At 64.2% G+C, this 12,812-nt stretch carries 12 protein-coding genes; 9 read left to right on the top strand and 3 right to left on the bottom strand.

Translation table 11 applies throughout. The annotated features are described in order from the left end of the window. Positions 1–65 precede the first annotated feature (65 nt). Positions 66–1,364 (top strand): amino-acid N-acetyltransferase, encoded by a 1,299-nt coding sequence (gene argA / locus KVG96_RS25835; protein WP_217894548.1) that lies wholly within the window; start codon positions 66–68, stop codon positions 1,362–1,364. 81 nt (positions 1,365–1,445) lie between these two features. Here argA and tauA read toward each other — a convergent pair whose 3' ends face one another. Beyond that, positions 1,446–2,381, bottom strand: a complete 936-nt coding sequence (tauA, locus tag KVG96_RS25840; RefSeq protein ID WP_437180528.1) for a taurine ABC transporter substrate-binding protein — start codon at positions 2,379–2,381, stop codon at positions 1,446–1,448. 419 nt (positions 2,382–2,800) lie between these two features. Here tauA and KVG96_RS25845 point away from each other — a divergent pair, with 419 nt between their 5' ends. The 8 genes from KVG96_RS25845 (at position 2,801) to KVG96_RS25880 (ending at position 10,140) form a co-directional block, all read left to right on the top strand. Beyond that, positions 2,801–4,138: an OprD family porin gene (locus tag KVG96_RS25845; RefSeq protein ID WP_217894549.1), complete on the top strand. Its 1,338-nt coding sequence runs from the start codon at positions 2,801–2,803 to the stop codon at positions 4,136–4,138. A 294-nt stretch (positions 4,139–4,432) separates the two neighbouring features. Then, complete coding sequence (locus tag KVG96_RS25850) at positions 4,433–5,071, top strand: peroxiredoxin (RefSeq protein WP_217894550.1); 639 nt, start codon at positions 4,433–4,435, stop codon at positions 5,069–5,071. A gap of 326 nt (positions 5,072–5,397) precedes the next feature. Beyond that, positions 5,398–5,991: an NADPH-dependent FMN reductase gene (ssuE, locus tag KVG96_RS25855; protein ID WP_217894551.1), complete on the top strand. Its 594-nt coding sequence runs from the start codon at positions 5,398–5,400 to the stop codon at positions 5,989–5,991. An 89-nt stretch (positions 5,992–6,080) separates the two neighbouring features. Next, positions 6,081–7,046: a sulfonate ABC transporter substrate-binding protein gene (locus KVG96_RS25860; RefSeq protein ID WP_217894552.1), complete on the top strand. Its 966-nt coding sequence runs from the start codon at positions 6,081–6,083 to the stop codon at positions 7,044–7,046. A 25-nt stretch (positions 7,047–7,071) separates the two neighbouring features. Beyond that, positions 7,072–8,220, top strand: coding sequence for an FMNH2-dependent alkanesulfonate monooxygenase (ssuD, locus tag KVG96_RS25865; protein ID WP_217894553.1), 1,149 nt, complete (start codon positions 7,072–7,074; stop codon positions 8,218–8,220). Between the two features lie 9 nt (positions 8,221–8,229). Further along, positions 8,230–9,012 carry an aliphatic sulfonate ABC transporter permease SsuC gene (ssuC, locus tag KVG96_RS25870; protein WP_217894554.1) on the top strand — a complete coding sequence of 261 codons (783 nt, stop codon included), beginning with the start codon at positions 8,230–8,232 and terminating at the stop codon, positions 9,010–9,012. Further along, entirely contained in the window at positions 9,009–9,815 is an 807-nt protein-coding gene (ssuB, locus tag KVG96_RS25875; protein ID WP_217894555.1) for an aliphatic sulfonates ABC transporter ATP-binding protein, read from the top strand. The genes ssuC and ssuB overlap by 4 nt, the downstream gene beginning before the upstream one ends. 109 nt (positions 9,816–9,924) lie before the next feature. Further along, on the top strand, positions 9,925–10,140 hold the full coding sequence (locus KVG96_RS25880) for a TOBE domain-containing protein (RefSeq protein ID WP_085581017.1): 216 nt from the start codon (positions 9,925–9,927) through the stop codon (positions 10,138–10,140). Positions 10,141–10,479: 339 nt separating this feature from the next. Here the strand turns inward: KVG96_RS25880 and KVG96_RS25885 are convergent, their stop codons facing one another. Together KVG96_RS25885 and KVG96_RS25890 are read right to left on the bottom strand one after the other, a co-directional pair. Beyond that, a complete protein-coding gene (locus KVG96_RS25885) occupies positions 10,480–11,133 on the bottom strand; it encodes a TetR/AcrR family transcriptional regulator (protein ID WP_217894556.1) in 654 nt (217 codons plus the stop codon). A gap of 241 nt (positions 11,134–11,374) precedes the next feature. Continuing rightward, positions 11,375–12,751, bottom strand: coding sequence for a glutamine synthetase family protein (locus KVG96_RS25890; RefSeq protein ID WP_085581012.1), 1,377 nt, complete (start codon positions 12,749–12,751; stop codon positions 11,375–11,377). Between the last annotated feature and the right edge of the window lie 61 nt (positions 12,752–12,812).

Here is a 12,812-nt window from a genome sequence, read left to right on the forward strand (position 1 = left end):
TCAGCCCGCTGTGCGTTTTCCGTTCCGCCCCTTTTCCGGCTGCTATTTATTACAGGCCCAGGTTCATGCCCGAATACGTCAATTGGCTTCGCCACGCGTCCCCTTACATCAATGCCCACCGCGACTGCACCTTCGTCGTCATGCTGCCCGGCGACGGCGTGGAGCATCCGAACTTCGGCAACATCGTCCATGACATCGTGCTGCTGCACAGCCTCGGCGTGCGCCTGGTGCTGGTGCACGGCTCGCGTCCGCAGATCGAGGCGCGCCTGGCCGCCCGCGGCCTGACCCCGCATTACCACCACGGCATGCGCATCACCGACGCCGCCACGCTGGAATGCGTGATCGACGCCGTCGGCCAGCTGCGCATCGCCATCGAGGCGCGCCTGTCGATGGACATGGCCTCCTCGCCGATGCAGGGCTCGCGCCTGCGGGTGGCCAGCGGCAACCTGGTCACCGCGCGGCCGATCGGCGTGCTCGAAGGCGTCGACTACCACCACACCGGCGAAGTGCGCCGGGTCGACCGCAAGGGCATCAACCGCCTGCTGGACGAGCGCTCCATTGTGCTGCTGTCGCCGCTGGGCTACTCGCCGACCGGCGAAATCTTCAACCTGGCCTGCGAAGACGTCGCCACCCGCGCCGCCATCGACCTGGGGGCCGACAAGCTGCTGCTGTTCGGCGCCGACCTGGGCCTGATCGACGAACACGGCCACTTGGTGCGCGAACTGCGCCCGCAGCAGGTGCCGGCGCATCTGCAACGCCTGGGCAGCAACTATCAGGCGGAACTGCTCGATGCCGCCGCCGAAGCCTGCCGCGGCGGCGTGGCCCGCAGCCATATCGTCAGCTATGCCGAAGACGGTGCGCTGCTCACCGAACTGTTCACCCGCGACGGCGGCGGCACGCTGGTGGCCCAGGAGCAGTTCGAGCGGGTGCGCGAGGCGGCGATCGAGGACGTCGGCGGCCTGTTGGACCTGATCAGCCCGCTGGAGGAGCAAGGGATTCTGGTGCGCCGTTCCCGCGAGGTGCTGGAGCGCGAGATCGAGCAGTTCAGCGTGGTCGAGCGTGAGGGCATGATCATCGCCTGTGCGGCGCTGTACCAGATCGCCGATTCGGATGCCGGCGAACTGGCGTGCCTGGCGGTCAACCCGGAGTATCGCCACGGCGGCCGCGGCGACGAGCTGCTGGAGCGCATCGAGACCCGGGCCCGTGCCCAGGGCCTCAAGACCCTGTTCGTGCTCACCACCCGCACCGCGCACTGGTTCCGCGAACGCGGGTTCGAGCCAAGCAGCGTCGAGCGCCTGCCGGCGGCGCGGGCCTCGCTGTACAACTATCAGCGCAATTCGAAGATCTTCGAAAAGAGCCTGTGACTGCGTCGTCCCCATCGCGGGCAAGCCCGCTCCCACAAGGATCGCATCGGTCCTGTGGGAGCGGGCTTGCCCGCGAAGCGTTCAGGGTGCGACAAACTTCGCGCTGACATACGGCGAGTAATCCGCCAGCACCGTCTCGACCTTGCCCTGTTCCTTCAGGAACTTCGCCGTCTCGCCGATCGCCTTCGCGGTGCCGCCGTCCAGCAGCGCGGCGGTCTGCTGCGCCCGGGCGTCGGGGAACGCCGAGCCGGCGAGCAGTTCCGGCACGTCCGCCGCGTTGGCACCGGTCAATTTGGCGATTTTCTGCACCGGCGCCGAGTCGGCGGTCCAGCTGTCCTTATGCGCGGCGTAGTCGGCGAACGCGTCCAGCGTCACCTTGGCGAACCCGGCCACCACGTCCGGGTGCTTCTCGGCGTAGTCCTTGCGCGCCACCCAGACCTCGAAGGTCGGCGCGCCCCACTGGCCGACTTGCGCGGCGTCGGTCAGGGTCTTGCCGGTCTTGCGGATTTCCCCCAGGGCCGGCGACCAGACGAACGCGCCGTCGATGTCGCCGCGCTTCCAGGCCGCCGCGATCTCGGCGGGCTGCAGGTTCACCACCTTGACCTTGGAGGTGTCCAGGCCCCAGTGCTTGAGCGCACCGAGCAGGCTGTAGTGGGAGGTGGAGACGAACGGGGTGGCGAGGGTCTTGCCGACCAGGTCCTGGGGTTTGTCGATGCCGCTGCCGTTGCGCACCACCAGGGCTTCGGCGCTGTTGATCTGGGCCGACACGATGAACGCCACGATCGGCAGGTTGCGCGAGGCGGCCGCCGCCAGCGGGCTGGAGCCGAGGTTGCCGATCTGCACGTCGCCGGAGGCGATGGCTGTCACAACTTCCGGGCCGCTGTTGAAGCGGCGCCAGTCGATCTTCTCGCCGAGGGCCTTTTCGTAGGTGCCGTCGGCTTGGGGCACTTTGCTCGGGTCGATGCCGGTCTGATACCCGACCGTGAGGCCAGAAGCCTGGACAGAAAAAGAAATCATCGCCGACACACAAACTGTAACAAATTGACTAGATAGTGCGCGTTTGGCCATCATGGCGTCGCCTTTTCGATAGGGATTGACGTATTGGGGTTGGGTCAACGCTAATCGATCTAAAAAAAGGCGACCAAATACCGTTTAGGAATGAGCTTAGGCGCCGATACGTTGTAGCCCGGCGTGGGTGGCCAGTAGATGGCCATATTCCGAAATGGTATGAAAAAGAATGAATAAATTCTTTTTGGCTGTATCAGGAAATCATTACCCTGCAGGGACCAAATCACTGCGATTAGACCTTGGTCGTAGGCGCACAAGGTTGCGATTGACTTGTCAGTCACGGTCTGGCGCTAATCGCGCATCTTAGGATCCAGGGGCATCAGACCCCGGACCAGGAACACAAGAATTAGAAACGAGAGGAGCGTTACATGAACAAGTCCACCTTGGCCCTGGCTGTGGCCGTAGGGGTTTTGGCGCAGCAGGCAAGCGCCGCCGGTTTCATCGAAGACAGCAAGGCCACCTTGGGGCTGCGTAACTTCTACATCAATACCGACAACCGTGATGGCGCCGGCCCGAACAAGAACGAAGAGTGGGGCCAAGGCTTCGATCTGCGTTTCACTTCCGGCTACACCCAGGGCACCGTCGGCTTCGGTATCGACGCCATCGGTCTGTTGGGCGTGCGTCTGGATTCGGGCGGCGGCACCAACGGCGCCACTGCTCCGTCCGGCTCTAACCCAGGTTCCTACGGTGGCACTGTGTTCCCAAGCGAACACAATGGCGAAGCCGTTGATAACTTCTCCAGCCTGGGCCTGACCGCCAAAGCCAAGATTTCTCAGACTGAACTGAAATTGGGCACCCTGCAGCCAAAGCTGCCGGTCATTGTGACCAACGACGGTCGTCTGTTGCCGCAAACCTGGCAAGGTGGCCAGATCACCTCCAACGACATCAAAGACCTGACCCTGATCGGTGGTCAGATCGAGTCCGCCAAAGGTCGTAACTCGAGCAACAACGAACAGCTGTCGATTTCCGGCGCCAACGGTCGCACCTCGACTGGCCGCGACAGCAACAAGTTCATCTACGCCGGCGGTGACTACAAAATCACCAAAGACCTGACTGCCCAGTACTACTACGGCAACCTGGAAGACTTCTACAAGCAGCACTTCCTGGGTCTGGTTCACAACTGGGCAATCGGTCCGGGCGTGTTGAAGTCGGACTTCCGCTACTTCAACAGCCGTGACGATGGCGCTAACGGCCATGATAAGAACTACTTCACCACCGGTTACTACGGCGGTAGCGTCACCAAAGGCAAAGTCGACAACAACCTGTACAGCGGTCTGTTCCTGTACACCGTTGCTGGCCACACTTTCGGCGGCGGCTACCAGGTGAGCAACGGCGACAGCGACTTCCCTTGGCTGAACCAGGGTGACGGCTCGTCCAACTACACCATCACCGACATGCAGATCCAGAAGTTCGGCCGTGCCGGCGAACGCACCTGGCAAGGTCGCTACTCGTATGACTTCGCCAAGGTCGGCGTACCTGGCCTGACCGCCGGTGTCGTTTACCTGCGTGGCGACAACATCGACACCCCAAGCGGTGACCACACTGAGTGGGAACGTGACCTGACCATCGGTTACGTGGTTCCGGAAGGTCCGCTGAAGAACGTCGGTTTCATGTGGAAGAACGCCACCTGGCGCACCGACCTGCCGAACACCCGTTCGCAGGACGAAAACCGCCTGATCCTCAGCTACTCGATCCCGCTGCTGTAACAGCGCGCCCGAGTCGCCGATGAAAAAAAGCCCCGTCCGGCATTGCGCCGGACGGGGCTTTTGCGTTTCGGGTCGGGCCCACCCCCGTAGACCCTTCCCGAGGTTTCCCTCTTTACTGCAACTCAAGGCCTTCTCGAACCTTGGGGCCGATGGTGGTCGCGATGCCCGGAGGCGTCCAGTGAACAGATGTTTAATATTTCTGTTTGGTCTAAATATCTAGATATTTATTCTTTTTCAGAAGATCAAAAGCCGAGCTACAGTTGTCTTCTCCACCCACTCATCAGGAGCAGCACCATGAGCCTCAGACTCGGCGACATCGCCCCCGATTTCGAACAAGACTCCAGCGCCGGCAAGATCCGTTTCCACGAATGGCTGGGCGACAGCTGGGGCGTGCTGTTTTCCCACCCGGCGGACTTCACCCCGGTGTGCACCACCGAACTGGGCTTCACCGCCAAGCTCAAGGAGCAGTTCGCCCAGCGCGGCGTGAAGGCCATCGCACTGTCGGTGGATCCGGTGGACTCGCACCACAAGTGGATCGAAGACATCAACGAAACCCAGAACACCCTCGTCAACTTCCCGATCCTGGCCGACGCCGACCGCAAGGTGTCCGACCTCTACGACCTGATCCACCCCAACGCCAGCGACACCCTCACCGTGCGCTCTCTGTTCGTGATCGACCCGAACAAGAAGATCCGCCTGACCATCACCTACCCGGCGAGCACCGGACGCAACTTCCACGAGATCCTGCGGGTGATCGACTCGCTGCAGCTCACCGACAACTACAAGGTGGCCACCCCGGCCAACTGGCAGGACGGCGAAGAGGTGGTGATCGTGCCGTCGCTCCAGGATCCGGAAGAAATCAAACGACGCTTTCCGAAGGGCTACCGGGCGATCAAGCCGTACCTGCGCCTGACGCCGCAGCCGAACAAGTGATCCCCGGGGCATTCGGCGCGGCCGAAGCCGCCATCGCCAGCAGGCTGGCTCCCGCAGTTGAATGCATTCCCCTGTGGGAGCGGGCCTGCCCGCGATGAGTCAGGCCCGTTCAGCAACGACTTCAAGTGCAGTACCCGCAAAGCAGGGTTTCAGGCCGTTTCGACGGCCTGTTTTTTTGCCTGGAGGAAATGACGACGCATATCTCTACAGGGAATAACCAAATGAATAAATATGATTTATGGATATATAAATGAGCTGGTAAGGTCACTCCAACACAGCGAGACCGCACCCCGCGAATCGCCCGCAATGCGCAAGGAATCTTCTGAATGCTGGTGGTATCGCTCGGTGGCAGTCCCAGTCAACGCTCCCGTTCCGGAGTGCTGCTGGAACGCTCGCAACGCTGGTTGCAGCGCCAAGGCGTGGAGGTGGTGAGTTACCAGGTGCGGGACTTTCCCGCCGAAGACCTGCTCCACGCCCGCTTCGACAGCCCGAAAGTGCTCGACCTGCTGCGCCGGATCGAAAACGCCGACGGCCTGCTGATCGCAACGCCGGTGTACAAGGCCTCGTTTTCCGGTGCCCTGAAAGCCGTGCTCGATCTGCTGCCCGAACGCGCCCTGAGCCACAAGATCGTATTGCCGATGGCCACCGGCGGCAGCATCGCCCACATGCTGGTGGTCGATTACGCCCTCAAGCCGGTGCTGTCGGCCTTGAAGGCCCAGGAAATGCTGCAGGGGATCTTCGCGGAGGACAGCCAGATCGCCTACGGCGAAGGCAGTGCCCAGCCGCAGCTCGCGCCGGCGCTGGAGCAGCGTCTGCACGAAGCCCTGGAGCTGTTTGTCGGGGCCATGGCCCGCCGGCCCAAGCCGCTGGCGCCGGGTGTGTTGAACGAACGTCTGTTGAGTGCCCGCTGGAGCATTTGAGCTTTACCCGAATCTGACATCACTGGCCTTACTCGCCCGCCAACGGGCAAGCAGGTGCAGCCAAAACCAACTGCAAAAAGGAGAGCGCTATGCGCACTGTATTTTTGCGTCGTGGTCTGGTCGCTCTGTTTGCTGCGGCTGTGTCCTTCGGCGCCATCACCCAGGCCCAGGCCGAGACGTTGCGGATCGGCTATCAGAAGTACGGCACCCTGGTGCTGCTCAAGGCCAAGGGCACCCTGGAAAAGCGTCTGGCCGCCCAAGGCGTGGACGTGCAGTGGACCGAGTTCCCCGGCGGCCCGCAACTGCTGGAAGGCCTGAACGTCGGTTCGATCGACTTCGGCGTCACCGGCGAAACCCCGCCGGTCTTCGCCCAGGCCGCCGGTGCCGATCTGCTCTACGTGGCCTATGAGCCGCCGGCGCCGGACAGCGAGTCGATCCTGGTGCAGAAGGACTCGCCGATCAAATCCGTCGCGGACCTGAAGGGCAAGAAGGTCGCGTTCAACAAGGGCTCCAACGTCCATTACCTGCTGGTGCGCGCCCTTGAAGACGCCGGCCTCAAGTACAGCGACATCCAGGCCGTTTACCTGCCGCCGGCCGATGCCCGCGCGGCGTTCGAGCGCAACAGCGTCGACGCCTGGGTGATCTGGGATCCGTACCAGGCCGCCGCCGAACGGCAATTGCAGGCACGCACCCTGCGCGACGGCAAAGGCCTCGTCGACAACCACCAGTTCTACCTGGCGACCCAATCCTACGCCCGGCAGCATCCCGAGGTGATCACCACCCTCGTCGAGGAAGTGCGCGCGGTCGGCGAATGGTCCAAGGCCAACCCCGAAGACGTCACCCGGCAGGTTTCGCCGCTGCTCGGCCTGCCGGCGGACATCACCCTGACCTCGGTGAAGCGCCAGGGTTACGGCGCGCTGTTCCTGACCCCGGACGTGGTCGCCGCGCAACAGAAAATCGCCGACACCTTCTTCCAGCTCAAGCTGATCCCCAAGCCGCTGAGCATCAAGGATGTGATCTGGACCCCGCCGGCCGCCGTGGCCAAGGCACCTTAATTCGAATAACCAAGGAGACCACTCCATGAGCCTCAATATTTTCTGGTTCCTGCCTACCCACGGCGATGGCCATTACCTTGGCACCGCCGAAGGCGCCCGCGCCGTCGACCACGGCTACCTGCAGCAGGTCGCGCAAGCGGCGGACCGCCTGGGCTTCGGCGGCGTGCTGATCCCCACCGGCCGCTCCTGCGAGGACTCGTGGCTGGTGGCGGCGTCGCTGATTCCGGTGACCCAGCGCCTGAAGTTCCTGGTGGCCCTGCGCCCCGGGATCATTTCCCCGACGGTGGCGGCGCGTCAGGCGGCGACGCTGGACCGGCTGTCGGGCGGCCGCGCGCTGTTCAACCTGGTGACCGGCGGCGACCCGGAAGAACTGGCCGGCGACGGCCTGTTCCTCGATCACGAAGCGCGCTACCAGGCTTCGGTGGAATTCACCCGGATCTGGCGCCGGGTGCTGGAAGGCGAGACTGTGGATTACGACGGCGAGCACATCAGCGTGAAGGGCGCCAAGTTGCTCTATCCGCCGATCCAGCAGCCGCGTCCGCCGCTGTACTTCGGCGGCTCGTCGGAAGCGGCCCAGGACCTGGCCGCCGAGCAAGTGGAAATGGTGCTGACCTGGGGCGAGCCGCCGGCGGCGGTGGCGGAGAAGATCGAGCAGGTTCGCGCCAAGGCCGCCAAACTCGGGCGCACCGTGCGCTTCGGCATCCGCCTGCATGTGATCGTGCGCGAAACCAACGCCGAAGCCTGGCAGGCGGCGGACCGGCTGATCTCGCACCTGGACGACGACACCATCAAACGGGCCCAGGCATCGCTGGCGCGGTTCGACTCGGTGGGCCAGCAGCGCATGGCCGCGCTGCACGGCGGCAGCCGCGACAACCTGGAAGTCAGCCCGAACCTGTGGGCCGGCGTCGGCCTGGTGCGCGGCGGGGCCGGTACGGCGCTGGTCGGCGACGGCCCGACCGTGGCGGCCCGGGTGAAGGAATACGCGGACCTGGGCATCGACACCTTCATCTTCTCCGGTTATCCGCACCTCGAAGAGTCGTACCGGGTGGCCGAGCTGTTGTTCCCGCACCTGGACATCGAACGGCCGGAGGCGCCGAAAAGCGCCGGCTACGTCAGCCCGTTCGGCGAGATGGTGGCCAACGACATCCTTCCCAAAGCCGCGTCCCAGAGCTGAGGCGTCGCCATGAAGAAGCTTATCCACAGCCTTGCGCCCTGGGCGTTGCCGGTGCTGTTGCTGGCGGTGTGGCAGTTGTCGGTGTCGGCGGGTTGGCTGTCGACGCGGATCCTGCCGGCGCCGGTGGCGGTGGTCGAGGCCGGCGTCAACCTGGTGCGCAGCGGCGAGATCTGGACGCACCTGGCGATCAGCGGCTGGCGCGCCGCGCTGGGCTTCACCATCGGCGGCGGCATCGGCCTGGCGCTGGGCTTCATCACCGGCCTGTCGAAGTGGGGCGAGCGCCTGCTCGATAGCTCGGTGCAGATGATCCGCAACGTGCCGCACCTGGCGCTGATCCCGCTGGTGATCCTGTGGTTCGGGATCGACGAGTCGGCGAAGATTTTCCTGGTGGCGCTGGGCACGCTGTTCCCGATCTACCTCAACACCTATCACGGCATCCGCAACGTCGATCCGGCGCTGGTGGAGATGGCCCGCAGTTACGGCCTGTCCGGGTTCGGCCTGTTCTGGCAGGTGATCCTGCCGGGGGCGTTGCCGTCGATCCTGGTGGGAGTGCGTTTCGCGCTGGGCTTCATGTGGCTTACGCTGATCGTGGCCGAAACCATCTCCGCCAGCTCCGGCATCGGCTACCTGGCGATGAACGCCCGGGAGTTCCTGCAGACCGACGTGGTGGTGCTGGCGATCCTGATGTACGCGGTGCTCGGCAAACTGGCCGACCTCGCGGCCCGTGGCCTCGAGCGTGTGTGGCTGCGCTGGCATCCGGCCTATCAGGCGGCCAAAGGAGGTGCGGCATGACCGCTCAACAGCCTCCGCGCCTGCTGCGCGGGATCCCGCTGGCGCTGCGCAACCTGCAAAAGACCTTCGGTGCGCGGCAGGTGTTGCGCGACATCGACCTGCACATCCCGGCGGGGCAGTTCGTCGCGGTGGTCGGGCGCAGCGGTTGCGGCAAAAGCACCTTGCTGCGCCTGCTCGCCGGCCTCGACCGGCCCACCGGCGGCGACCTGCTGGCCGGCGCGGCGCCGCTGAGCGAGGCGCGGGAAGACACCCGCCTGATGTTCCAGGAAGCGCGGCTGCTGCCGTGGAAACGCATCATCGACAACGTCGGTCTGGGCCTCAAGGGCGACTGGCGGGCCCAGGCGCTGCAAGCGCTGGACGCGGTGGGCCTGGCGGACCGGGCCGACGAGTGGCCGGCGGCGCTGTCCGGCGGGCAGAAGCAGCGCGTGGCGTTGGCCCGGGCGCTGATCCACCAGCCGCGCCTGCTGCTGCTCGACGAACCGCTGGGCGCGTTGGATGCGCTGACCCGGATCGAGATGCAGCAACTGATCGAACGCCTCTGGCAACAGCACGGCTTCACCGTCTTGCTGGTGACGCACGACGTCAGCGAGGCGGTGGCGGTGGCCGACCGGGTGATCCTGATCGAGGACGGCGAAGTCGGCCTCGACCTGGCCGTGGAACTGCCGCGCCCGCGGGTGCGCGGCTCGCACCGGCTGGCGGCGCTGGAAACCGAAGTGCTCAACCGTGTGCTGTCCCTGCCCGGCGAACCGCCGGCGCCGGAACCTGTTTCACCCTTGCCCACGCAACTGCGCTGGGCGCAATGAAGAAGCGGCTGCGAGCTTCAGGCTTCGAGCTGCAAGAGGAAGCGGATCGCTTTTGCTTGCAGCGGGTGGCCTGCCGCTTGCCGCTCATTTCGACTCCAGGAGAAATACCATGACCATCAAAGCCATCAACGTACGCAACCAGTTCAAAGGCACCATCAAGGAAATCGTCCTGGGCGACGTGCTGTCGGAAATCGACGTGCAGACCGCCTCCGGCATCGTCACCTCAGTGATCACCACCCGCTCGGTCAAGGAGCTGGAACTGGACGTGGGCAGCGAAGTGATCGCCTTCGTGAAGTCCACCGAGGTGTCCATCGCCAAGTTGTGAGGCTGTGGATGCAGACAACCCCGAAGGGTGCGAACCCTTCGGGGTTTTTTGTGCCTGGCTTGAATGGGGCGCTGAGGCCATCGCCAGCGGGCTGGCGCCCACAAGAGGCGTCGGTGAAATCAGGATCTGCGGTCAGTGCATAAACCTGTAGGCGCGAGCCTGCTCGCGATGACGGCGGCACATCCGGCTTCAGTGGCCGCGCCCATCGGGCAGGGCCCTAGGCCCTGTGTGAAAAGCCTTGATACTCGGTGATGCTGCGTTGAAAACAGCCTCGGAATGCTCATGTACAACCCGTAGACTCCGCTTCCTCGGCTGTTTTCGCCTTGCCTGACCTTCGTCTCAAGACTTTTCACACAGACCCTGGAGAACCCGTTTGGGCAGGTACGGCGGCAAGTACAGCCCGATGTAGGCATCGAACACCCGCATTCCTTCCTCGGCCATGCGCGGGGTGATCTGCCCGTGCTGCTGCACCGAGCGGGCGTAGACGCGGTCGCCCAGTTCCATGGCCAGGGCGAACACGTCCACATCGTCCGGCAGCCTGGGCAGTTCGAAATGGCGGTCGAACAGCTTGTGCATCAGGTCGCCCAGCTCCAGGTCGTGCTGGCGGTCGGCCTGGGTGACCTCGGTGAGGCCGTGCTGGGCCAGGATCAATTGGCGGGCGGCGGCGTCCTGGTCGTAGATCTCCAGCATGCGCTGCTCGACCAGCCGCGACAGGTCGCGCCAGTCGCGCAGGGCGTCGTGGTCGATGGGCAATTGCAGGCAGGCGCGGAACGCGGCATGGACATCCGCGGTAAGCCCTTCCAGCAGCGCCGGGACGCTGGCGAAGAAGTGGTAGACCGAGGAGGGCGGGATCTGCGCGCGCTCGGCGACGCTGTAGATCGACAGGCTGCCCACGCCCTCGGCGGCCAGCAGGGTGCGCGCGGCATCGAGTATCGAATCGATCCGCGCCTGGCTGCGGGCACGGGGTTTGCGGACGGGGGCGGGGCGCGTCATGAAAGTCTCCTGCGGGGCAGCGGGCATTGTACGAGCCGGCTTGGGCGTTGTCTGCCCGGACGCCCATCGCTGCGGTGCGGCGACCGATAAGCCCGCTCCCACAGAGGCTCCGTCAAGCCCCGGTCTTGAGTGCAAGGCAGAACCCTGTGGGAGCTGGCTTGCCAGCGATCCGCCGCAGGCGGCCATAAAAAAACGCCGCCGGCTGACTCAGCCAACGGCGTTCTCAATCACCGCAATCCGCTTAGACGGTATGCAGGTACCAGTTGTACTCAAGGTCGGAGATGGAGTGCTCGAACTCCTCCAGCTCGCTTTCCTTGCACGCGACGAAGATGTCGATGTACTTCGGATCGATGTACTTGGCCATCACTTCGCTGTCGTCCAGTTCGCGCAACGCGTCGCGCAGGTTGTTCGGCAGGCTCTGTTCGTTCTGCTCGTAGCTGTTGCCTTCGGTCGGGGCCGGCGGCTCGATCTTGTTGGTCAGGCCGTGGTGCACGCCCGCCAGCACCGAAGCCATCAGCAGGTACGGGTTGGCGTCGGCGCCGGCCACGCGGTGCTCAAGGCGCACCGCATCGGCGGAACCGGTCGGCACGCGCAGGGCCACGGTGCGGTTGTCCAGGCCCCAGCTCGGCGAGTTCGGCACGTAGAACTGCGCGCCGAAGCGGCGGTACGAGTTGACGTTCGGGCAGAGGAAAGCCATCTGCGCGGGCAGGGTCTCGAGCACACCGCCGATCGCGTGACGCAGCGCGGCGTTCTGCTCGGGATCCTCGCTGGCAAAAATGTTTTTGCCATCCTTGTCGAGTACCGAAATGTGCACATGCAGGCCGTTGCCCGCCTGGCCCGGGTACGGCTTGGCCATGAAGGTGGTGTCCATTTCATGGTCGTAGGCGATGTTCTTGATCAGGCGCTTGAGCAGCACCGCGTAGTCGCATGCCTTGATCGGGTCGGCGACGTGGTGCAGGTTGACCTCGAACTGCGCCGGGGCGCTTTCCTTGACGATGGCGTCGGCCGGGATGCCTTGCTCCTTCGCGCCTTCGAGGATGTCCTGGAGGCAGTCGACGTATTCGTCGAGGTCGTCGATCAGGTAGACCTGGGTCGAGTGCGGGCGTTTGCCGGAGATCGGCGAGCGCGGCGGCTGCGGACGGCCGTTCACGTTCTCCTGGTCGATCAGGTAGAACTCAAGCTCAAACGCGGCGCAGATGGTCAGGCCCAGTTCGTCAAACTTTGCGACAACTTGACGGAGCACTTCGCGCGGGTCGGCGAAGAACGGGTCGCCTTCGAGTTCGTGCATGGTCATCAGCAACTGCGCGGTCGGGCGCTTCTGCCAGGGCTCGTTGCACAGGGTATCGGGGATCGGATAGCAGATGCGGTCGGCATCGCCGATGTCCAGGCCCAGGCCGGTGCTTTCCACCGTCGAGCCGTTGATGTCCAGGGCAAACAGGGAGGCCGGCAGGTTGATGCCTTTCTCGTAAACCTTGTGGAGGCTGGTGCGTTCGATGCGCTTGCCGCGCACCACACCATTCATATCCGCAATCAGAAGGTCGACGTACAGAACCTCAGGATGTTCCTTAAGGAACGCGTTCGCTTCGTTGAGCTGAACGGCACGCGGGGGTACCGACATGATGCAACACCTTTTTTGTTAAAAATATCAATCATTGATCTTTTCGGGTTTCAGTCAACCC

This window comes from Pseudomonas ekonensis (assembly GCF_019145435.1).
Lineage (GTDB): Bacteria > Pseudomonadota > Gammaproteobacteria > Pseudomonadales > Pseudomonadaceae > Aquipseudomonas > Aquipseudomonas ekonensis.